22 protein-coding genes and 1 pseudogene are annotated in these 20,771 nt (G+C 40.0%); 7 read left to right on the forward strand and 16 right to left on the reverse strand.

Annotated features, from left to right (window positions below):
* Window positions 1-6 precede the first annotated feature (6 nt).
* Window positions 7-219 (reverse strand): hypothetical protein, encoded by a 213-nt coding sequence (locus tag MST17_RS09080; protein ID WP_180011282.1) that lies wholly within the window; start codon window positions 217-219, stop codon window positions 7-9.
* The gene (locus MST17_RS09085) at window positions 216-428 is read right to left on the reverse strand and encodes a DUF4177 domain-containing protein (RefSeq protein WP_078193931.1); all 213 of its coding nucleotides are present in this window, start codon (window positions 426-428) and stop codon (window positions 216-218) included. Before MST17_RS09085 ends, MST17_RS09080 begins: the two co-directional genes overlap by 4 nt.
* 384 nt (window positions 429-812) lie before the next feature.
* Between MST17_RS09085 and MST17_RS17215 the strand changes: the two are divergent.
* Window positions 813-1,599 (forward strand): annotated as a pseudogene (locus MST17_RS17215) (IS3 family transposase); the annotation flags it as partial.
* 127 nt (window positions 1,600-1,726) lie between these two features.
* On the opposite strand, the gene MST17_RS09090 reads toward MST17_RS17215, so the two are convergent.
* The 4 genes from MST17_RS09090 to MST17_RS09105 all read right to left on the reverse strand — a co-directional run bounded on the left by MST17_RS09090 (window position 1,727) and on the right by MST17_RS09105 (window position 6,293).
* Window positions 1,727-2,218 (reverse strand): hypothetical protein, encoded by a 492-nt coding sequence (locus MST17_RS09090; RefSeq protein ID WP_078193829.1) that lies wholly within the window; start codon window positions 2,216-2,218, stop codon window positions 1,727-1,729.
* 361 nt (window positions 2,219-2,579) lie between these two features.
* A complete protein-coding gene (fumC, locus tag MST17_RS09095) occupies window positions 2,580-3,974 on the reverse strand; it encodes a class II fumarate hydratase (protein WP_180026272.1) in 1,395 nt (464 codons plus the stop codon).
* Window positions 3,975-4,173: 199 nt separating this feature from the next.
* Window positions 4,174-5,181 carry an SDR family NAD(P)-dependent oxidoreductase gene (locus MST17_RS09100; protein ID WP_180026273.1) on the reverse strand — a complete coding sequence of 336 codons (1,008 nt, stop codon included), beginning with the start codon at window positions 5,179-5,181 and terminating at the stop codon, window positions 4,174-4,176.
* 515 nt (window positions 5,182-5,696) lie between these two features.
* Window positions 5,697-6,293 carry a phosphatase PAP2 family protein gene (locus tag MST17_RS09105; protein ID WP_180026274.1) on the reverse strand — a complete coding sequence of 199 codons (597 nt, stop codon included), beginning with the start codon at window positions 6,291-6,293 and terminating at the stop codon, window positions 5,697-5,699.
* A 314-nt stretch (window positions 6,294-6,607) separates the two neighbouring features.
* On the opposite strand from MST17_RS09105, the gene tusD reads away from it, so the two are divergent.
* Genes tusD through MST17_RS09125 form a run of 4 tightly spaced genes read left to right on the forward strand, consistent with a single transcriptional unit; the run spans window position 6,608 to window position 8,033 of the window.
* Complete coding sequence (gene tusD, locus MST17_RS09110; protein WP_078190984.1) at window positions 6,608-6,976, forward strand: sulfurtransferase complex subunit TusD; 369 nt, start codon at window positions 6,608-6,610, stop codon at window positions 6,974-6,976.
* A 45-nt stretch (window positions 6,977-7,021) separates the two neighbouring features.
* Window positions 7,022-7,372 carry a hypothetical protein gene (locus tag MST17_RS09115; RefSeq protein WP_078193833.1) on the forward strand — a complete coding sequence of 117 codons (351 nt, stop codon included), beginning with the start codon at window positions 7,022-7,024 and terminating at the stop codon, window positions 7,370-7,372.
* A 13-nt stretch (window positions 7,373-7,385) separates the two neighbouring features.
* The gene (locus MST17_RS09120) at window positions 7,386-7,673 is read left to right on the forward strand and encodes a DsrH/TusB family sulfur metabolism protein (protein ID WP_111884336.1); all 288 of its coding nucleotides are present in this window, start codon (window positions 7,386-7,388) and stop codon (window positions 7,671-7,673) included.
* A 48-nt stretch (window positions 7,674-7,721) separates the two neighbouring features.
* Window positions 7,722-8,033, forward strand: coding sequence for a TusE/DsrC/DsvC family sulfur relay protein (locus MST17_RS09125; RefSeq protein ID WP_180026275.1), 312 nt, complete (start codon window positions 7,722-7,724; stop codon window positions 8,031-8,033).
* An 82-nt stretch (window positions 8,034-8,115) separates the two neighbouring features.
* On the opposite strand, the gene MST17_RS09130 is transcribed toward MST17_RS09125, so the two are convergent.
* Together MST17_RS09130 and MST17_RS09135 are read right to left on the reverse strand one after the other, a co-directional pair.
* Complete coding sequence (locus tag MST17_RS09130) at window positions 8,116-8,595, reverse strand: helix-turn-helix domain-containing protein (RefSeq protein WP_078191046.1); 480 nt, start codon at window positions 8,593-8,595, stop codon at window positions 8,116-8,118.
* A 148-nt stretch (window positions 8,596-8,743) separates the two neighbouring features.
* Window positions 8,744-9,643 carry a LysR family transcriptional regulator gene (locus MST17_RS09135; RefSeq protein ID WP_180007851.1) on the reverse strand — a complete coding sequence of 300 codons (900 nt, stop codon included), beginning with the start codon at window positions 9,641-9,643 and terminating at the stop codon, window positions 8,744-8,746.
* A gap of 97 nt (window positions 9,644-9,740) precedes the next feature.
* Between MST17_RS09135 and MST17_RS09140 the strand changes: the two genes are divergently transcribed.
* Together MST17_RS09140 and MST17_RS09145 are read left to right on the forward strand one after the other, a co-directional pair.
* Window positions 9,741-10,193, forward strand: coding sequence for a CidA/LrgA family protein (locus tag MST17_RS09140; protein WP_180011411.1), 453 nt, complete (start codon window positions 9,741-9,743; stop codon window positions 10,191-10,193).
* Entirely contained in the window at window positions 10,190-10,900 is a 711-nt protein-coding gene (locus MST17_RS09145) for an LrgB family protein (RefSeq protein ID WP_180026276.1), read from the forward strand. The genes MST17_RS09140 and MST17_RS09145 overlap by 4 nt, the downstream gene beginning before the upstream one ends.
* Before the next feature lie 64 nt (window positions 10,901-10,964).
* Here the strand turns inward: MST17_RS09145 and MST17_RS09150 are convergent, their stop codons facing one another.
* The 8 genes from MST17_RS09150 to MST17_RS09185 all read right to left on the reverse strand — a co-directional run bounded on the left by MST17_RS09150 (window position 10,965) and on the right by MST17_RS09185 (window position 20,769).
* Window positions 10,965-11,711: an adenosylcobinamide-GDP ribazoletransferase gene (locus tag MST17_RS09150; RefSeq protein ID WP_180026277.1), complete on the reverse strand. Its 747-nt coding sequence runs from the start codon at window positions 11,709-11,711 to the stop codon at window positions 10,965-10,967.
* The gene (locus MST17_RS09155) at window positions 11,708-12,331 is read right to left on the reverse strand and encodes a histidine phosphatase family protein (RefSeq protein WP_180026278.1); all 624 of its coding nucleotides are present in this window, start codon (window positions 12,329-12,331) and stop codon (window positions 11,708-11,710) included. Before MST17_RS09155 ends, MST17_RS09150 begins: the two co-directional genes overlap by 4 nt.
* Window positions 12,332-13,384 carry a nicotinate-nucleotide--dimethylbenzimidazole phosphoribosyltransferase gene (cobT, locus tag MST17_RS09160; RefSeq protein WP_180026279.1) on the reverse strand — a complete coding sequence of 351 codons (1,053 nt, stop codon included), beginning with the start codon at window positions 13,382-13,384 and terminating at the stop codon, window positions 12,332-12,334. It abuts the gene before it with no gap.
* Window positions 13,381-13,902, reverse strand: coding sequence for a bifunctional adenosylcobinamide kinase/adenosylcobinamide-phosphate guanylyltransferase (gene cobU, locus MST17_RS09165; protein WP_180003751.1), 522 nt, complete (start codon window positions 13,900-13,902; stop codon window positions 13,381-13,383). Before cobU ends, cobT begins: the two co-directional genes overlap by 4 nt.
* Complete coding sequence (locus tag MST17_RS09170; RefSeq protein ID WP_180026280.1) at window positions 13,899-14,573, reverse strand: 2'-5' RNA ligase family protein; 675 nt, start codon at window positions 14,571-14,573, stop codon at window positions 13,899-13,901. The genes cobU and MST17_RS09170 overlap by 4 nt, the downstream gene beginning before the upstream one ends.
* A 190-nt stretch (window positions 14,574-14,763) precedes the next feature.
* Complete coding sequence (mtlD, locus tag MST17_RS09175; protein WP_180026281.1) at window positions 14,764-16,935, reverse strand: bifunctional mannitol-1-phosphate dehydrogenase/phosphatase; 2,172 nt, start codon at window positions 16,933-16,935, stop codon at window positions 14,764-14,766.
* Window positions 16,936-17,169: 234 nt separating this feature from the next.
* Entirely contained in the window at window positions 17,170-18,390 is a 1,221-nt protein-coding gene (locus MST17_RS09180) for an MFS transporter (protein ID WP_180026282.1), read from the reverse strand.
* Window positions 18,391-18,501: 111 nt separating this feature from the next.
* Window positions 18,502-20,769, reverse strand: a complete 2,268-nt coding sequence (locus MST17_RS09185; protein WP_180026283.1) for a TonB-dependent receptor — start codon at window positions 20,767-20,769, stop codon at window positions 18,502-18,504.
* Window positions 20,770-20,771 lie beyond the last annotated feature (2 nt).

A 20,771-nucleotide genomic window follows, 5' to 3' on the forward strand; every position in this document is an offset into this window, starting at 1 on the left:
TGTGTTCTAATCTATATAGCCATCTTTTTTCAATTTTTTATCTGTCAAATACTCACGTATGACCAATGTTGCAATAATAATGATGGCTTCTAAGATCACTACTGTGACGGTTAGTTTGGTAAATACTTCGATACTGAGCAACTCAAACCATAATTGAGCGATGGCTAATAAACCCCATAAAACTGAAATAATAAGTGCACTAAAGACACCGTATTTCATTTTTCTCTCTCCAAAACAACTACATAAGCTTCGCGCTTCCAAAAAAGCAGCATACGACGGATATCCTTTTCCATCGTAATCACCGCCCAACCTTGCTGTGCATTTTGATTTAAAAAATTAGTGAATTTAACAGGATCAACTTTTGAAGAGCCAAGCAGCAAAGATCCCAGCATACCTTCTTGATAGATAACAACTTTATATTCTTTCATCAATATAGTTCTTTATGGTTATAGTGAATTGAACAAATGTTCATGGCAAAGTATAGCGATCGCTTTTTCCTAAAACAACAAAGTTTTAACTGTCAATTTACTCAGCATTTTTTCAATTTTATGCTTTAATATACACAGTATGAGATGAGCCTTATATGAGTATCACGCGAGTGATACGACTAGCCCCTAACCATGGGGGCTTTTTAATGTCCGCATTTATGATTTTCAAGTTTTAGCATCTTTGAGAGACTCTTTCGCTAATAGTTTGCTGTGTCTTTCGACATGCTGCCAGCATAGCCCTATACTCGTAAAGCTAAGAAAGTATTCAAAGCAACGATATACTTACTTAAATCTATCACCGATCAGTTAAAAATAATCACTGCAGTCTCTTCTGCCTGCAAATATCTAGGTGTCAGCACTTCACGCTTCTATGCATGAAAAATGTTAGATTTATTTATGTATGATGATTTGAAAGCTATCCATTGGCAGCATCATACTCATTTAGGCGCACAATCATGTCCATGACATACATGATCTTGATTATCGTATGAATGAATGTTCTGTCTGTAGAATCTAAGAATATTTAAAAAGCTAAGTTTACTGAATAAAGTTGCACGCAAATATAAGCATACAACGGATATTACTTATATCAGTACCAAGCAAGATGGGTTGTATTTATGTGGATGCTAAGTTTATTTAGTCGTTGTACTGTCTGTTGGCAAACTAGCCATTGTAATGGTCAAGTAAAATCAGACCATCAATTGATATGCGTGTAATGCATTTAATTAAGCAGTAGCTCATCAAGGTTATCCAAACAGGTGCATGGTACATTTCCTTGCAAAGCAATACTTCACAGACTCGAAGTACTGTAATCATGATTGTAGGGGCTATTTATTGATGAATAACGGTATTCTAGTATACAACCGTCGCGACCTTACACAGTATGCTGCTCATGGGATAATGCAGTAAGCGAAGCTTGTCTCCCACATTAAAAGACCATGTGATTCACGGTAGTGTTTACTACTAGAAAAGAAACCGATGCTGTATTATTCTCAAAGTTTACTACCATCGAATTAGACGACCTTCTACAAATGACTGGTTAAGTCTAAAAGCCTTTAAGCAGAAATATTTTAAGTATTTAGAAGGGATGACCGTTCACGATATTGTTTAGGATCAATGCTTCACTTGCTTGATGGGGCACTATGAAACAGTCACTTGCCGCAGTAAATCTGAAGTTCTGATGTGCATATAAAAAATCCTCCTAAGCGGAGGATTTTTCGACTAAAACCTTATGAAGTTTAGAATTTTGCTTCTAGCACATTCGCTGACACTTGGTTTTTCCAAAGCTCACGTAACGTCGGTAGATAGAATTTTTCACCTAACTCAACCAACTCTGCATCAATCAAACCATGAACTTCGTGCATGAATAAATAATCAAGTTCAACAGTTTGTAATTTTGACTGTGCTTTTTTATATTCTTTACGTTTTTGCTGTGCTTTTTTTACCAAGTTATCTGCATAAGCACGGTCTTTATATTGGGCAATAGCATTCAAACGTAGCTCAATTACGCCCCACCCACTGAGTAGTAATTTAAATTTTTCAAAATCTGTCGTTGTTGATTCCCAGCTCATTTCTTCTAGATTTTCATTCTCAGGCAAAACTGGTAGCAAAAGCTCCATAACACTTGGGAAAATCTTTTTAAAATTCAAAACAAATTTAACAGGATGCTCGCCCGGATAGTCTTTAAATTGAACGTTCTTTTGGACATCTGTCAAATAGATGGTGAGCATTGGGGGAAATCCTTAAATAAAACACTGTCTTGCAAATATTTATTCAAACAAATGTCAAATAGCAACGAAAACAGAAAAAGAAAGGCATTTTAACAAGTGTGCCAATGAATTCAAAGCCCAATCCAATGAATTACTCGCTTCATCATCAGGCCTTTCTTCATTTTGTTCGTTCCCCTATTTTTAATAAATCGTCTGGTTTCTATACATACATTTCAAGATGAATATGAATCCAAAGAATCTGTGTTAGGCAATAACTAGTTGAAAAATAATTCAATCATATATCCAATAAAAAGAGAGGCTGAATATGAATCAGCCCCTCTTTTTATTTTCAAACACTCTAGATGAATGATCTCAAAACAATTTATTTGGTATTGGGTGAAACCATTTGCTCAGGACGAACCACTTCATCAAATTGCTCTGCAGTGACTAAACCGAGTTCTACCGCAACTTGCTTTAAGGTTTTGCCCTCTTTATATGCGGTTTTAGCAACTTTCGCAGCATTTTCATAACCAATTACTGGATTGAGCGCCGTAACTAACATTAATGAATCATGTAAGAAATGATCGATTTTTTCACGGTTTGGTTCAATGCCTACTGCACAGTGGTCATTGAAGCTATTACATGCATCGCCGAGGAGTTGAATAGATTGCAATAGGTTAAAGGCAATAACAGGCATAAACACGTTTAATTCAAAGTTACCCGATGCACCGGCAACATTAATGGTTGTGTCATTTCCAAGTACTTGAGCACCCACCATCGTCATGGCTTCACTTTGAGTTGGATTGACCTTACCTGGCATGATGCTTGAGCCTGGTTCATTTTCTGGAATGCGTAGCTCACCAAAACCACAGCGTGGACCACTGGCTAACCAGCGCACGTCATTGGCGATTTTATTTAAACTTGCAGCAAGTGTTTTTAAAGCACCCGACGCAAATACAGCTGCATCACGTCCTGCAAGTGCTTCAAATTTATTGGGCGCAGTGACAAATGGTAGACCCGTTTGCTTCGCAAGTTCTGCTGCTGCTTTTACAGCATATTCAGGATGTGCATTTAGACCAGTACCCACAGCCGTACCACCTAGTGGTAATTCATACAGTCCTTCTAAAGCTTGATTTAAACGCTTCAATCCATGATCGAGCTGTGAAACATAGCCACTAAACTCTTGGCCTAATGTTAAAGGCGTTGCGTCCTGTAAATGTGTACGGCCAATTTTAACAATATCTTTAAATTCTTTAGATTTCGCTTCTAAGGTATTACGAAGTTTCGTTACAGCAGGAATTAAAAGCTCATTGATTTGTAGACTTGCAGCCACATGAATTGCGGTTGGGAATGAATCGTTGGTCGATTGAGCACGATTGACATGATCATTGGGATGGACAGGTTTTTGTGAACCCAACGGATTACCCAGTTTTTGATTGGCAATATTGGCAATTACCTCATTACAGTTCATGTTACTTTGCGTACCTGAACCAGTTTGCCAAACTACCAGTGGAAATTGTGCATCCCACTGCCCTGAGATCACTTCTTCGGCTGCATTGACGATATAACCAGAAAGTTCCTGAGGGATTTGACCCAATGCTGCGTTAGTAATCGCTGCTGATTTTTTAACGAGACCCATTGCACGAATCATGGGACGTGGTAAACGTTCACCACCAATTTTAAAGTTTTGCAAACTACGCTGTGTTTGTGCACCCCACATCGCATCGCTAGGTACTTCAACATCGCCCATTGTGTCATGTTCAATACGTGTTTGCATAAATGACCTCATATCCTTATCTATAAAACTTGAACGTCTATGCAGAATCAAACTCTGCTGATAAATACAGTTTAGGTAACTTGTTTAGACTTGTAAATAATAACCATTATCAATTATGAGTGGTTTATTTGATAATCTTTATCGTGATTTTATAAAGAAAATCATGCACGATGATTAAATTTACCGAAAACAAGACGAGTTAATTCCCTCTTAATGTTTGTTGATAGAAACGCCATTCATCTTCTAGCATTTTCTTTAAATCTTGTTCAGGCTGCCAATCAAAAGTACTTTTCGCTTTCTGTGTACTTGCCCCAAGCTGGTCATATTCATGGCTTGGGTAAAAACTAGATTCGACCGTCTTAATCTCCGCCTGTGTCACTTCTGAAAGCGTATCCAACAGTTGCTGTATCGAAACCAATTCACCTGAAATATTAAAGGCCTCGCAAGTAAATTGTTGCTGCGACAACCATTGCAAACATTGCCACACCGCCTTACAACAGTCGAGTACATGCAAGAAACTCCGTTCCACAGTACCATCTTCAGTTTTGGCTTGTTTGCGAAGTTCAATAAAATCTCGTTGTAAAGCACCGACTTGCATCGAAAGTGGCACGATATTTTTTGGCAATGGCGCAACAAACTCACCTAAAACTGCATGTTCGAAAGCACCTGCGACGTTTCCTAAACGCAAAATCGCAATTTTCCACTCATTATCGGTACGTGCCGTATCCCGTATAATTTCTTCCACCATTTGTTGAGATTTCACATAGGGATTTGGATAGGTAAAATTGATTTCTGTGTCTTCTGTTAATTCTGCCGAAGACTGACCATATACCGCCAAACTTGATAAATGGATCAGTGTTCGTACACCTGTTCGCTGCATGGCACGCAGCAAACTCATGATACAGCTGACATTATCATTATAGTATTCAAGTGGTTTAAGGACGGATTCTTCCAATGACTTAAAGCCTGCCGTATGAATGACAGCATCGACGGTATATTGTTCAAATACTTTATTGAGTGCGGGAGTATTTCGAATATCGAGTTTGACAAAAGGTACATACATGCCTGAAATAAATTCTAGTCGTTCAAGTGTTTGTAAATTTGCATTGGATAAATTATCCACAATAATGACTTCTTGACCTTGAGCCATTAAACTCAAGGCTATATGTGAGCCTATAAAGCCTAAACCACCAGTCACTAAAATCATTGTTTAGATACTCCTTATAGTTATCAAGCTTTTACAACTCTTCGGCATCATCTTGGTGTCGTCACCAACTTTTCTACAGATCAAAATTATTAAACCTCGCCTCAGCATTTTTCATGAGCCGAACAATCTGCAAGAGCATTCTAGTTTTATCTTACTGCTTTAGAATTTTGACTGTGTTGCAGTTATGGATATTAACTGTATTTGATTTACGACAAATGACCTCGCTAGCGATCCAATTTGAAGACATCACAATTATTCGTGGCATTTGAGTGAACGCGTTTAGAAGAAGATATTTGAAAATAGTCGCACTGCAAACATATTACACAGCAACAAAATATTAGAGATGATCTTATCGAATGAGCAAATAGCATTGAGCAGTCTGACTATTTTTTGAGGTATAGGATCTGGATGTGAACGCCAGATGAATCATCAGAAATATTCATCTGGCAAGATGTTGGCAATGTAACTATAGCAGCAGCAAACGTTTGAAATCGCAAATATCTAAGCAACTTAATTTAGCGGATATAGCCTTTTTTAATCATGGCTGAGAATAGGAACTCGTAAACTTTTAATATCATGCTCACCAAATGAAAACCATAGCTTCGCCATAAAGACAGTCCGACAAAATTAAGCAAAACAGCGATGATCAACGCGCCCGCCATATCCATTGGATAATGCACACCTAAATAGACTCTCGACCACGCCACAAGAAAAGCGAATGCGAGAAATACATAGCCGACGGTTTTTTGCTTTGAAAATATATAAGAAAATGCAATCGTGCTAAAAAACAGCATGTGATCACTCGGGAAGGATCCATTCGGTGAATGTTCTATAATCGTGCGTCCGACGTCCAAGACAAAGGGTCTAGGATAGTAAAAGAAACTCGAAATCACTTGGCTGATAAGAAAAGCGACGATTGTAAAAACTGTGGCTTTAACGATTTGTTTTTTGGTGTCAAAACTGCCTTTAAACCAAGCCAAAAACATCAAAAGAATCACGATATAAAATAGATCATTGGCAATAAATATGGCAAAAGAAATAGTGAAATCTAAAGCATTGTCCGAAGCATTGATTGAATTAAATAAACTTAAATTAAATTTCTCTATATTCATGAGATGGTTTAAAAAATGAAAAGATCATAGCACTCTGTAAAATCAAAAATTGCGTTTTATTCATATAAAGATTTTTCAGTATGTAACCGTAGAGTTTATTTATGAAAAAGTGATGGCTCGAGGCTGAATCCAAATTAAACCCAATGTTATACCAATCGTTCTATTTGAAGAAAAATTTGCAATGGCAGTGCTGCCTAAATAAGCAAAACTGTGCAAATATTCAGATCATTGAGTAAATCATTGTATACTAGCTTTTTCTTCTGAACTCAGAACAAACTGTCGATCTAGACCGTTTATTCATTTAGTGAATTTCGATGAGTACTCTATTACTAATTACCTCCTCACCCACTTCGATATTGGCTTGGCATGCTTTGGGTCTTGCCCAAGCGCTGAAGCAAAAAGGCGAAAACTTTCGGGTTTTTTTCTATCAAGATGGTGTAAATGTCGCAAATGCCCTGCAATGGGTGCCAGATGATCAACGCAAACTCAGTAGTGAATGGCAAAAACTCGGCATTCGTTTACCTGTTTGCGTAAGTGCAGCTCTCGCACGTGGGATCACAGATCAGGAAAATGCACAGCGTCACAATATTCAGCAACATAATCTAGCTGAGCAATTTGAACTTGTGGGCCTAGGCGAACTCGCCGATGCCGTACAAGCTGCTGACCGTTTATTGCAATTCTAAGTATTTTGATTGCCGCGCATTTGTAGCATTGAAAAGGAAAATTACGTGAAATCTGTACTGGTTGTTTTAACCCATGCAAATCTTGCAAGCTTACAAGTACATGAAAGTCTTTCTGCGACCATGGTGCTTGCAACCTTCGGCTGTGACGTTAAAGTATTGCTCAAAGATGCTGCGCTAAGCTTACTTCAAGCAGAACAAGAGTTTAGTCAGCTCAAGCATGCGTTTAAACTCGCTTCCAACATGGTTGATAGCTTTGAGTTTTACGATCTCACCCCGATTTATATTGAACAAAAAAATTCACAGCATCCATTTGTAATCAACAGTGAACAAGAACTTGAGTTTGTTCAATTCAATACTGAATTGATTCAACAATTTGATCATGTGTTGTATTGGTAAAAGAGGAATGATGATGTCAAATTCTACGCTGTATTTAGTCCAAGCCAGCTATGCCAATACCCTACAGCACATCCAGCAGTTAGCCAGTTTAATCAACCCTGAAGATGCAATTATCTTGATGGGTGAAGCAGTCTTACATATTGCAGATGAACAAATTCAGCAATTTGGCACATGTTATGTACTTGAAAATGATGCTGAGATTTTAGGTAAAACTATGAATTATAGTCATATGAAAGTAATCGACTATGCCGCTTTTGCTGATCTATGCCTGAGATTTAAAAGATGTATTTCACTCAAATAAATTGAGTAAAAGCGATCCATTTCTACAATCTTCTCTTTTGGAATGAATATGAATCTTGAATTAGACCAAGATGGCCATTTGGTGGATTACACTATTTGGAATGAAACTGTTGCCCAAGAACTGGCTAAAAGTTTAGAACTTGAGTTAAGCCCTTGGCATTTTGAAGTTTTAAAAGCTGTGCGACAGTTTTATCAACAGTTTGGTCACTCGCCGGCAACTCGCCCACTCATTAAATTTTTAATGAAAACGGTGAGCGCTGATATTAATAATGCGGTGTTACAAGACAAATTTAATACGGGTTTGGTCGCTCGACATTTAAGTCGTTTAGCGGGAATCCCTAAACCTGCAAATTGTTTGTAATTTTAAAGCAATCTAAATACCGCTTAGGCTATTTTGGCTAAATAGATGCAAATCAGCATCTTGAAGAAAGCCATAAAACAGCTTAGGCAGGTTTTAATTGGTTGAGAGCGATGTAATAGGCTTGGGTAAATATCGGTTTGACCTGTTTGGCTTGGATTGGTTCAGCACAACATGAGCACACCAAAACCGGTTTAAATTTTTGCCCACATGCCTGATGCACATATTCAACAGGTGATCCTAAGCCCTGATCCATATATTGATCAGCCCAATGGGTCATAGCTAGAAGGATTGGATACAAGTCTAAGCCTTTTTGCGTCAGTCGATATTCAAAACGTTCCTGACGCTCGACATAAGCAACTTTGGTTAAAATACCCTCTTCAACCAAACGCTTTAATCGGTCGGATAACACATGACGCGTCACACCGAGATTTTGTTGAAAGTCATCAAAACGTCGAATGCCCATAAATGCATTACGGATAATCAACATGGTCCAACGATCCCCTAGCACTGAAAGCGCACGAGCGATTGAACACGGTTGTTGACCAATATCATCCCATTTCATTTTATGAACCATCAAAAATAACGACCAACACCCAATTTAATTCATGCCTGTTGATTTTGCAAAATCCTTTTCAATAATCTTTGATATACAAATCATAAATCAACCTTCATTTCCAATCATTTATTTATCGGCTTGATCTGTGAATGAACTAAAAATGTATTTTGTCTTTATTGTCTTCAATGATTTCTAGCCATGCACGCGTTGCGGGACTCATGGCAACAGTGGTATTCCAGGCCATACTGAGTTTCCAGTCTAGGTTTGGATTTTCTAATTCAGCCATATGGTATTTTGCCGCATCAAGTTGTTCACAATAAATTTTAGGCAGGAGTGCAATCCCGACATTTGAATCTACCATTTTGGCGATGAAGTCCCACTGGCTACTTTTACACACTACATTGGGCTCAAATCCGACGTAGTTTGCCGCCTGTATAATGATGTCATTGAGTGTGAAGGTATCATCATACAATAAAAAAGATTCTTCTTTTAATTCAATCAACGAAACGGTTTTTCGCTTACGCCACTGTGAGTTTTTTTTAGATAATAAACATAAAGGTGACTCCATCACTGGAATACCACTTAACACCGGTTTCAAGTGACCCAAAATAATCCCCACATCGACCTGTTTTTTTAAAATGGCACTTTCAATACCCGTCGCCCCTACCTCAAAAAAGCTCAGTTCAATATTCGGGTATTTTTTATGAAACAGCGCAATTAACTGACTAAACAGCACCGATGCCAATGGCGGTAAACCTAGGGTCAATTTACCTTGTTTTAAGGCGCGAACTTGGGTGACAGTATCAAGCATCCGTTGTTGTTCATTCAATATCACTAAGGCATGCTGATAAATCTGCTCTCCCATATAGGTGAGCTGTGCTTCCCTTTTACGCCCTGCTTCACCTTTATGAAATAAGGGTACGCCGATCTCGTCTTCTAACTGACGAATTAATTTACTAATGGTCGGCTGAGTGACAAAAAGCGCTTCTGCTGCATGACTGAAACTCTGTTTTTGTACGATGGTCACAAAGACTTTTAAGCTTTTAATGTCCATTATTATTCCATATAGGCATAATTAATAATTAATTATTCATAATTATACAGGGTATGCACTTTTAAAATAGCGTCATCTCCTATTCTGCTGTTGTCTCATGGATACGCTTCCACAATCTTCTTCCAAATTTACCCAGTTTCTCAAGACCTTAGCGCAGCTAAGTTTATTGATATTGATCTGGTGGATTGGATCTTGCATTCAATCTTGGTTTAACTTGCCGATCTCTGCTGGCGTGATTGGTCTATTGCTGCTATTAGCCGCATTATTGAGTGGTTTATTTAAAATGCAATGGGTCAAACAAGGCTCAGATTTTATTTTGGCTGAACTGGTTTTATTCTTTATCCCCTGTGTGGTTGGGTTAATTAAATATCAAGATTTATTACTCAGCTCTGGCTGGCAGTTAATTTTAGCCGTGGTACTGGGTACTGTCTGTGTCATGGTGTTTACAGCATTTACGGTTTATTGGGGCTTTAAACTCGAGGCAAAACTTAAAGCTAAACACCAAACTGCGACAGATCATGATGTCAACACAGCAGGAAAAACCTTATGAACGATTTTGGGTTGAACAGCATCTCTGTATTGTTTTTCGTCCTGACCCTAATCGGTTATATTTTGGCGAAAAAGCTACATCGTAAGTTACCGTATATGGTTCTTTCCCCTGCACTATTCGTCCCGTTTGTGCTGATTATACTCATGCTTTGCTTTCATATTTCATATGACACCTATATGCAAGAAAGCCAATGGATTGTATGGATGCTCGGCCCTGCCACTGTGGCCTTTGCTATTCCCATCTATGAATATCGACAAATTATCCGTCAGCATGCGCTGAGCATTAGTTTAGGCATCGTGATTGGCATGTTAGCAGGAATTATCAGTGCTTTTTATTTGGCACAGTTGTTTCAGTTTGACCAAGAAACGTCTTATAGCTTAATGGCACGTTCCATTTCTACGCCCTTTGCCATGGAACTTACCTCGAATATTGGAGGTTCAGTCGAATTGGTGATTCTATTTACCATGATTACTGGGATTGCCGGCGTGGCTATGGCTGACCTAGTTTTGGCTGGGCTTAAATTGCATTCACGCTTTGCACAAGGTGCGGCTCTTGGCAATGCTGCACACGGATTTGGTACAAGTAAAGCATTATCACGTCATAAAGAAGAAGGTGTTGCAGCCTGCTTGAGCATGGTACTTGCTGGAGTATTTATGGTATTGCTTGGGCCATCGCTTATTCATTTAGTCATTTATCTATTGGGATAAATAAAAAGCCCAGTGCAGTCTCTGGGCTTTTTAAATGATGATTTAAACTGTTTCATCTGTAAAACTATACAGCTAAATAATGTATTGCTATGACAAACGTTAAAAGACTCGACACTTCTGTGATTTCAATCGCGGCACCAATTGTATCTCCTGTCACACCACCTATACGCTGAATAAATTTCCATCGTAAATACAATAAAGTACAAATAAATGTAAGAATACTGACCACTCCAGTCCAGCTAAAATACAAACATGCACTTAGGCAGAGTATAAAGACTAGGTATGCCGACTTGCGTGGAATAGTTGCTGCTATCGATGAGCCTAAGCCTTTTTCGCGAACATACTGAGTTGTTAAAAACAAAAATAAAGGGGCTAAACGTCCCAAGACTGGAAATACAATTAATGCCAAATACATTTGCTGTTGTAGCAAAACATAAAGTGCCGACCATTTGAGTAAGCAAATCACGACGAGGCTCAACACACCAATCGGCCCACATGCAGGGTCTTTCATGATGTTAAGTGTACGCTCGGCATCGCCAAAGCCACCGACCCATGCATCTGCCGTATCGGCTAAACCATCTAGATGTAACCCACCTGTGAGCCAAATCCAAACCACAAGCAAAATGCTACTGAGTAAGATGATTGGCAGGCTGTGAAATGTAAAAGCAAGCAAGGCAAGAATGCCGCCTATCAGCAATCCCACCGCAGGATAAAACAGTAAAGACTGTCCATTTTGCTGTTTCGATGGCATCGCTTTAAGTTGAATCGGGAAAGTCGTGAGAAACTGTAGAGCAATCCAAAAAGGTGTCATTCACTTTGCTCCAAAAGACGAATATTTGCACGATTTTGCACAATGAATGAATTTAATTGTCCCAATTCAGCCGTCATTTTTAATAAATCATCTAAATGACTTTGCTGTGCCATACATTTTAATAATTTAATCACGCCACCATGGGAAACCAATAAAACGCGTTGCCAATGATGCTGTTGAGCCTGCAAGACTAGCTCATCTAGACCGCTTAAGATCCGTTGTTGAAATTGCTGAAGACTTTCTGCATTCGGTGGCGTAAATGTGCTTGGACTTTGCCAAAACTGTGCGAGTAACTCTGGGGTGTTTTCATAGATATACTTGGTTGATATTGCTTCCCAGTCGCCAAAATGCATTTCTTGAAACTTCGCATTTTCAAACATTGGACATTTAAGTTGTTGAGACAAATCTAAAGCAAATAAACGGCAGCGCTGTAAGTCAGAAGTGATGATGACATCCCAGCTCGCTAAACCGTGTGTATGTATGACGTTCAATACATCATCTATGGTCTGCTGCATCTGCTGCCAACCTTTTTGCGTCAAAGCATCATCTGTAGAGCCACGTAAGGTATGGCTTAGTTCAGTCTCACCATGACGCAATATATCTAAACGGAAATGTTCCATTTAAACTTTTTCACCAATCACAGCAGCTTGTGCAAAAGTCGCCATGTTGTTATGTAAACGACATGCCAAACGAATTAAACCCAATGCCGCACCGGCACCGCTGCCTTCACCTAAACGTAAATTCAACTTTAAGAGTGGATCAGCTTCAAGGGCTTGAAGTAAACGTTGGTGCCCATATTCAGCCGATTGATGACCAAAAAGCATCCATTCACGTACAGCAGGATTTAAACGAACAGCGACCAAGGCAGAAACCGTACTAATAAATCCATCCACGACCATTGCTAGCCCCAATTGCGCACAGCGAATGTATGCTCCAACCATCGCGGCAATTTCCAAACCACCTACGGCACATAGGGCTTTAAAGACATCTTGGCCGACATAGTCCTGATGTAAAGCCAAGGCCTTATCAATCACTTGTTTCTTATGTGCCAATTGTTCAGCACGAATACCTGTACCAACACCTGTCAGTTTTTCGGCCGGCTCATTAAATAAAAAACATGCAACAGCAGAAGCCGAACAGGTATTGCCAATGCCCATTTCCCCTGCGACATAAATAGACGCACCTGCAGCGATAGCATCTTCAACACTTTTACGGCCGAGATTCATCGCTTCAATACATTGTGATTCGGTCATCGCAACAGTTTTAGCAAAATTTGCTGTACCCGCTGCAATACAGTAGCGCTCAACCCCTGCATATTCATAAGCGTCACCCACCGAACCACAGTCAATCACTTGTAGTTTGGCTTGATACTCACGTGCAATGACACTAATACACGCACCACCGGTCGTGAAGTTTTGTAGCATTTGGCGTGTGACGGCTTGTGAGTAGGCTGAAATATTTTCTTCCATCACACCATGATCACCTGCAAAAATAGTGATCCATGGAAAATCGATATTAGGCTGATCCGTGTTTTGTAATGATGCAAGTTGCACCGCAACATTTTCAAGTTCTGAAAGCGAGCCCGTAGGTTTGGTTAGCTGTAACTGGTGATTTGACGCCTGTTGCTTAGCTTCGATACTCGGATTTTGACAGGGTTCTTGCCACCAGTTCATGCTTTATCTCCTTTTAAGATCATTGGAAAACCTGCAACACAAAACACCACATGGTCAGCGATTTGACCAATTTGTTGATGTAAGCGCCCAGATTCATCGACGAATTTTCGACTGATTTGTCCCATGGGAACAACGCCCAGTCCAGTTTCGTTACTGACTAAAATAATGTCTGACTTTAATATTGGCAGCACCGTAAGTAATTTTTGGCATTGTTGCTGTTGAAAATCTGCTTGTTCATGCAGCAATAAATTACTCATCCACAGCGTTAAACAATCGATAAGAATGGTTTGATGAGCTTGGTCTATTTCAACTAAGCGATCGGCTAAATACAAAGGCTCTTCAATCAGCCCCCAATGTTCAGGTCGGTCCGCTTGATGATGCTGAATTCGCTCCTGCATTTCCTCATCATAGGCTTGTGCTGTCGCCACATAGATGACGGCTTGAGCACTTTCTTTGGCTTTTTGTTCTGCAAGTCGGCTCTTACCTGAACGCGCCCCACCCAAAATGAAATGAATCATGACTGTGCCATCTCTATATTTTGTCTGAACTGATGTTGATAATAAGGACTCAAAGCCCCTTGTAATACTTGAGCCTGATAATGACCAAAAGTCAGTTGCTCGCTTTCAAAATCAAAGCTGTGCTGCTCAATTTGTTGGATTCTTTCAAAAATATCATCGCTATTCCACGCCTGTTTATACAAGCCCAATGTGATATGCGGACAATATTCGATCGGTGCAATTTCATTCGAACTAAAATTCAAAGCTTGACGTAGATGGTCTAACTTACGTTCTAAATCCACAATTTCAATAAACAGCGCGCTTTGAAAGCTATGGATCTGACCTGTACATAACCGAATATTAGATAGCGATAACTGTCGAAGTTGTTGTTGGTGCAGTGCCAATTCATCTGCTGAGAAATTATCATTCCATCGTTGTTCAGAATGATCGAATAATTGGGTTTTATTCAGCTCTTGAAAAAAACCACAAATAAACACGGTAATATGAAATTGGCGCGTATTCGGCGTGTATAAAAGATCTGAAAACTGCGCTCGAAGTGCTGTGAGATATGCCAATAATTCAGGATCCTGTATTTCTATATACCACAAAGCATAGTGATGACGACCTTGATGCCAATCGGGATAATCCTGATTGAGCGTAGGTACGACTTGCGTTGAAGGTTTTAGAAACACAGATAAATCACTTTAAATTCAATCTGCTTTATTAAAGCATGAATCAAAACAGACTTTGCCCAATTTTGATTTAGTAATATTCATTTAAAGCTGAAATTCATTCATCTAAAGCTTCTTTGTAAGAAAAAAATGCCGAGTCATACTCAGCATTTTGATTCAATATACATTGCGCACAGATAAGCATTATATTTTAGGCAAATTTCACAGTATCTTTTTGATCTTGCGTTACAGCATGGTTTTTCCAAGATGTGAACTGCTCTGTGGACTGATCAGAAAAATGGTGCAACTGTATCATTACATTGGCCTCAATCTGTTCAATACGTTCCAGTTGTTCAAGCTCGTTGGTCTTTTTCAGTTCTGAAAATTGCAACCGGATAAAGTTGATAGCCTGATCCATCGTACATTGATTTACACTCACGGCATACATCAAACCATAGACAATCCCTTGTTGTAGATGTGTTGTCTCCAGTCCATATTTCACATTGGTCGCCAACGAGCCCAACACTCGTTCATTAATTGCAAGTTTACGTAAAGGATCTCGTGCCACACGCGCACATGGATCTTTATACGCATGTTCACAAGAGTTTATAAAGCTTTCTGCCAGTCGTGTTAAATCAAAAGCACGATTTGGTAAGCGCAGTGCTAAACCAGCCTGCACCTCGTCAATGAGTTCATGCATAAATTGATCAACACGATGATCTGCAAGTGCCACACCTATGGTTTGATGATTGAACAGTGCAGATTGCCAAGCCAACATGGCATGTACGCCATTCCATAAGCGATTTTTGATTAGCTGAATATCTTCAATATGATCGACCAAAATCATTTGACGCATTTTTTCTAACAAAGGACTGTTATTTTCTACATAGATCGGCATGTCAGATTCTGCGTTAAATAAAATTAAATCCATGCTTTGCAATATATGACTTGGGTGGAAATTTCGGCGCATATCCTCAACATATAAAGTGGCTTGACGTTCCTGATCAGGATTTAATTTCGTCGCATCTTCTAAGTCTAATTGAGCATCCACTTCAACTTCATCTAATTGAAATTGTTTGAAGATATTATATTTTATACGGAGCTGACGATATAAGTTTTGGTCACTTAACTTAGATACCATGCGGTTGACTACGGTATCGCAAAAATAGTGTTGTTGCATGATTTTCTCTGCAACAACCGCTCCAGCAAGCTCAGTTAAAGCCTGTTTTAAATGTGACATTAATAATTGTTTTGCTCCGACTTTGTTCAAAATGATCAGCATCGTTAGAGGTTCGATGGCTTTCTCATCATGTGCAATATGTCGTGCATACAGGCCTTGTGCAATGGTTTTGGCCTCTTCTGCAATCGCTTTTTCAGGCAAACAGATGGCAACCAAACTTGACTCTGTGTACATCTCTTGCATCTGCTGAATATTTTCAGCATCAATGACTGCCATGTTTTCAATGCGTTCGTCATAAGACAATTGACCATAGCGAATACTATAGGTACCAAATGCATTGACCGCAGAGCGATATAAAGGGTTACGTGTCGAAGCATAGATTTTTTTCGGGCGAGTATAACCATCCCAATGCGACAAAATTTGTGCTAAATAACCACCACCAATCGCCCCAAAACCATGAATACCAACAGTGAGCTGATTAAGGGTTTGTGGAAAAGCCTCTTGCACCTGTGGCATCTCTAAATGCGCGGTGAACGGGTCAAGTTCCGTCAAGCAGTCATACATACATTCATAATAATATTTGGCTTTGGCCAGCATGTTTTGATTGGGCGATTTAATATCTTTAAACAGTACGGTAATACCACCAGCCTCAAAGGCCGAAGTCACACCATTTTCCGAGTCTTCAAACATCAAACAATCAGCAGGATTTAAATTCAGCTTTGCGGCAGCACGCATAAATATTTCAGGATGTGGCTTACCATTTTCAACTTCATCGCCACAGACTAAGACATCAAAGAACTTATACACATTGGCATTGATGAGATATTCTTCTGCGATTGCACGGCGACTCGATGTTGCCACGGCCATCCTCAGTCCTGACTTGCGTAAGCGTTCTAATACTTGAACCAAGCCTTTTTTGATCGGTACACCAAACTGGCGAACATGCTCCAGCTCTAATTCATCTGCGCGTTTGCGAATATCTGCGTATGGAATATTTTCATCATATTCGGCTTGGGCCAATCGATGCGCGCTTTGTGCACTTAGCCCCAAACAATTCATCAGATAAGATTCGGAAAACTCAACACCGGTCAATTCAAGAGATGCCTGTTTCAATGTTTGAAACCGTAAACGTTCAGTATCAAACATTGTTCCATCCATATCAAAAATGGCGCCCAGAACCAAATCATTATTAAATTTAAGCATTTAACCTCCGTTATTTTTTATGTGAAAAGAATAACGGAGAAAACTATTGATTCAGTACTTTGAGAATTAATGAAACAATTGTGATTATTTTTTAATCAAAGTGCTTGCTCTAAACATCTATTTTGTAAGATCAATCACCAATCAAGTAACATCATGTAATCAAAACCCACTGTTGTCAGGATGGTACGGTCTACACAGTGATCTATTGCTGTAAATATACAATTCACTGCAATTTCACTCAGTAACTCGCTTCACGGTTTGAATTTTGGTTTGAAATAAAAAGAATACGATCAGACCAAGCATCACTAAAAATAAAAAATAATACGGAAATTCTTTGTGCCACTGGTATAAACCCGTGCTAATCAGTGGCCCGACAACAAAGCTCAAAGCCTGAGTGGCTGTACACCAACTTGCCACCTTAGTCTGTAACGCACTGGGCGCCGTTTGCGCTGCACCCGTTGTAAATGCAGGGATTAAACATGCAACCGATATACCATATAAAAGATATGTAGCTTGAAATATCTGTAATTCAGTGGTGAAAACCGAAATCAGCAAGGCTGCTGCCATGCTAAACAGCCCAACCCACAGTAAGCGATATACGGACCAATTTAAATACTTAGAAATCAGCGTTTGCATAATCACCAAAGCAATACCTACGACGAGAGAACATTCTGCAAAATGCACTGCGCCTTCTGCAGCAGTCATATTAAAGCGGTCTTGAATATAAAACCCGGCCGTTAAATTTACGGTCACGATGGCAAGATAGAGACTGAATCCCAACATTAACCATGGATAGCATTGCTGAATGCTCAAATCCGTAGATGGTATCTCATTCTTAGCTGTCACTGGCTTTTCAACGCTATGCTGTTCTGTATGTCGGTCAAAGCTGAACACCAAGACCACAGAAATCAACGCTAAAATAATGATTGCAGCCCACAGCGGCGTCATGATTCCACCGAAGCCCAGCAGCAAGGTTGTTAGAAATGGACCAATGATCACGCCTGCACTATTTAATGCACCGAATTTTGACATTGCTTGTGAACGCTGCTGCTCATTGCTAAAACGGGTCATCACATAAGTTTGCAAGGCAATCTGTGGCATCGCCATAAATACCCCAGTCGCTGCGCGTGACAACATTAATAAACTAAATAGCAGCAACATCCCTATATGAACAGTAAGGCCATACATCAACACGGCTGTAAATAGCCCCCATGTCACAGCCATGCCCACAAAACCGATACTCAAGAGTTGATAAATCGAAAACTTAGATTGATTTTTTGAAATGTAAATGGCACCGACAGCCATCAGCAGCGCACCGACGGAAACCATCGCGCCACCTTGTAGCTCAGTAAGTTTTAACTCACGAACCAATGGCGCCAACAGCGGCAATATCATCGAGAAACTTGCACCATTGGCAAGACTGGCAGCAATAAACAGTTTGTTATTTCGATCCATTATTTTTGTTATCCATTTTTAATGGCTACGTTATAAACAATAGAGGTGACTTAAGCCACCTCTATTTTGTAAGTCACGATACCGTGCTTTAAACACGATTCAGGATTTAAATCAGTATTTCACTGTATAACTTAAACCGTAGGTACGACCTTGTGCAGCTAGGCTAGAAATTGGGCCATAGACAGTTTCAACCGACTGGCTGTACACCGACTTATAATCCGTATTCCACACGTTGTAGATACCAAAGCCCACATTACCCGGTCCTACTTTTGCATTGGCAATCACGTCCATCGTTGCAAAGCCTTTAATTGCCGCTGCTGGAGCAGATCCATATTTCATAGCATCTTTTTGGGCTTTGTCTGTACCGCCAATCGCTAAAGCTTGAACACGTAGGCTCATGTCATTATCAAACTGCCATTCTGAAAATGCTGTTCCTTTTAAAGGTGCCACACGAATGGCATCCAATTCTTGCCAGTCACCTTGGGTATTTTTAAATTGGCCCGTGGTATATGCAACTGTGCCGCCAACCGTCCAATTTGGTTGAACTTCATAACTGGCATTGGCTTCGACACCATAGATACGTTCATCGGTATCAATAACATCAATGGTGTAATTCGGCGCACCAAATTTCAGGCTTTTATCTGAGTCATTATAAAAAGCTGTCACTCCTGCATTTAAACCACCGGCATTTTGTACACGCCAACCGAGTTCATAGTTATTGACTTTAATCGGGTCAATGGTTTGGCTATTAATCACAGAATTTGCTGGCACATCACGCAGCATACGTTGCACATCGGGCAAGTTTGAACCTTGTGAGAAATTGGCAAACACTTGCTGTGCATCTGTTAAGTGATACACCGCGCCAACATTAAACAGCGTTGCATCATGTTTTACTTTGCCGCCATTCAGTGTTTTCGCCACATAACCTGGGGTTAAATCTGCAGTAATTGCTTCCATATAAGGCACAGATGAATCGACATCGCTTTCTACACGTTCATGGCGAATGCCTGCTTGTAAGCCAAGTCGGTCGGTTAATTCATATTGCGCTTGGGCAAATACGCCAAGTTTTTCTGTTTCAACATCTGGGCCAAAGGCATAGTAGTTAAACGGCTGATAACTCAAACCATTACTTTGAATAAACGTTGCGCTGTCATACATTTGGATATTTTGTTGATCTTTTTCATTTTCATAGTCCACACCATAGGTTAAACCCAGTTCACGACCATTTAAGTTAAGATCTTTTTGTAGAGCAACACGCGCGCCTAAAACATCGATATCGGTTTCTGACTGATACACCAAGAAGAGTTCAGGTGCCATTTGACGTGCAGATGGGAACCACCGTGCTTTTTCATTTCGATAATAGGTTTCAGCGTTTAGACGGTGGCCTAAAATATCTTGATTTTCATATTGTGCATTGACGCTATAACGTTCAGTTTGTGGTTGTTCAGCGAGTTGTAAGCCTTTTACTGCATTTAATGACAACGGCAGCTTTCCACCCACGGGCTGCGAGCGCAGCGCATTTAAATTTGGACCATAGTCTGGACCATAGTCACTATCTTGCTCATCATTATAATATTGCGCACCGAAACTCAGCGTTTGACCATCGGCAATTTTCCAACTGACACGACCATTTAGATCTAAGGTGTCGGTATCTTGACGGTCTGTTTGCGCAATCTCAGGCCCAATACGATTGCCATGGCTATCTTGTATTTCACCACGTTTGGTATAGCTTGCACCTAAAGTTCCGCGTAAATTGCCTTGATTAAAGTTCATGGTTTGTGCAGCTTCATAAGCTAGCGCATCGGACTTAAAGTTATTACCAGAAGTGACACCGACTTTCGTTTCAAAACTCAGCGGCTCAGATCCACCTCGTTTGGTGATGATATTGATAATACCGCCTGTTGCACCTGAACCATAAATACTACTTGCACCTGAGACCACTTCAATTCGTTCAATCATCGACGGGCTAATACTCGCCAGTTGTCGAGATCCATCACGATATCCCGTTTGCGGCACACCATCGATCATGTATTGCACCACACGTCCACGCATGGTCATCCCATAGTTAGACGTTGTACCACTCGATGGAGTCAGTGATGGCACCAATAAACCGACAATATCAGCTGTGCTTTTACCTGCATTGGCTTGTTTTTCAATTTCTTCTTTAGGAATGCTGTACACCGTACCCGCAATATCGGCAATGCTTTTCGCAGAACGAGTTGCCGTCACAACAATCGGTGCCATTTTAGTAGCTTCTGCAGTTTGCGTTTCGACCGCAGTATTTTGTGCAGTGTCTGTCGTGACGTCTTGCGCATAAAGCTGAGTGCAAATTGCTAAGCTGAGACAAGTCAGTTGCATCGGTAGAGCTAAACGTTTCATAT

The sequence above is a fragment of the Acinetobacter sp. YH16056_T genome, from assembly GCF_024605895.1.
GTDB classification, from domain to species: domain Bacteria; phylum Pseudomonadota; class Gammaproteobacteria; order Pseudomonadales; family Moraxellaceae; genus Acinetobacter; species Acinetobacter amyesii.

Excerpts from the sequence above, each read along its gene's own strand:
- MST17_RS09145 (WP_180026276.1), top strand. The coding sequence starts at position 10,190 with ATGAACGATTTTGGGTTGAACAGCATCTCTGTATTGTTTTTCGTCCTG.
- cobT (WP_180026279.1), bottom strand. The coding sequence starts at position 13,384 with ATGAACTGGTGGCAAGAACCCTGTCAAAATCCGAGTATCGAAGCTAAG.
- mtlD (WP_180026281.1), bottom strand. The coding sequence starts at position 16,935 with ATGCTTAAATTTAATAATGATTTGGTTCTGGGCGCCATTTTTGATATG.
- MST17_RS09120 (WP_111884336.1), top strand. The coding sequence starts at position 7,386 with ATGTCAAATTCTACGCTGTATTTAGTCCAAGCCAGCTATGCCAATACC.
- MST17_RS09130 (WP_078191046.1), bottom strand. The coding sequence starts at position 8,595 with ATGAAATGGGATGATATTGGTCAACAACCGTGTTCAATCGCTCGTGCG.
- MST17_RS09125 (WP_180026275.1), top strand. The coding sequence starts at position 7,722 with ATGAATCTTGAATTAGACCAAGATGGCCATTTGGTGGATTACACTATT.
- MST17_RS09085 (WP_078193931.1), bottom strand. The coding sequence starts at position 428 with ATGAAAGAATATAAAGTTGTTATCTATCAAGAAGGTATGCTGGGATCT.
- MST17_RS09135 (WP_180007851.1), bottom strand. The coding sequence starts at position 9,643 with ATGGACATTAAAAGCTTAAAAGTCTTTGTGACCATCGTACAAAAACAG.
- cobU (WP_180003751.1), bottom strand. The coding sequence starts at position 13,902 with ATGATTCATTTCATTTTGGGTGGGGCGCGTTCAGGTAAGAGCCGACTT.
- fumC (WP_180026272.1), bottom strand. The coding sequence starts at position 3,974 with ATGCAAACACGTATTGAACATGACACAATGGGCGATGTTGAAGTACCT.
- MST17_RS09155 (WP_180026278.1), bottom strand. The coding sequence starts at position 12,331 with ATGGAACATTTCCGTTTAGATATATTGCGTCATGGTGAGACTGAACTA.
- tusD (WP_078190984.1), top strand. The coding sequence starts at position 6,608 with ATGAGTACTCTATTACTAATTACCTCCTCACCCACTTCGATATTGGCT.
- MST17_RS09090 (WP_078193829.1), bottom strand. The coding sequence starts at position 2,218 with ATGCTCACCATCTATTTGACAGATGTCCAAAAGAACGTTCAATTTAAA.
- MST17_RS09105 (WP_180026274.1), bottom strand. The coding sequence starts at position 6,293 with ATGAATATAGAGAAATTTAATTTAAGTTTATTTAATTCAATCAATGCT.
- MST17_RS09080 (WP_180011282.1), bottom strand. The coding sequence starts at position 219 with ATGAAATACGGTGTCTTTAGTGCACTTATTATTTCAGTTTTATGGGGT.
- MST17_RS09180 (WP_180026282.1), bottom strand. The coding sequence starts at position 18,390 with ATGGATCGAAATAACAAACTGTTTATTGCTGCCAGTCTTGCCAATGGT.
- MST17_RS09100 (WP_180026273.1), bottom strand. The coding sequence starts at position 5,181 with ATGATTTTAGTGACTGGTGGTTTAGGCTTTATAGGCTCACATATAGCC.
- MST17_RS09185 (WP_180026283.1), bottom strand. The coding sequence starts at position 20,769 with ATGAAACGTTTAGCTCTACCGATGCAACTGACTTGTCTCAGCTTAGCA.
- MST17_RS09150 (WP_180026277.1), bottom strand. The coding sequence starts at position 11,711 with ATGACACCTTTTTGGATTGCTCTACAGTTTCTCACGACTTTCCCGATT.
- MST17_RS09140 (WP_180011411.1), top strand. The coding sequence starts at position 9,741 with ATGGATACGCTTCCACAATCTTCTTCCAAATTTACCCAGTTTCTCAAG.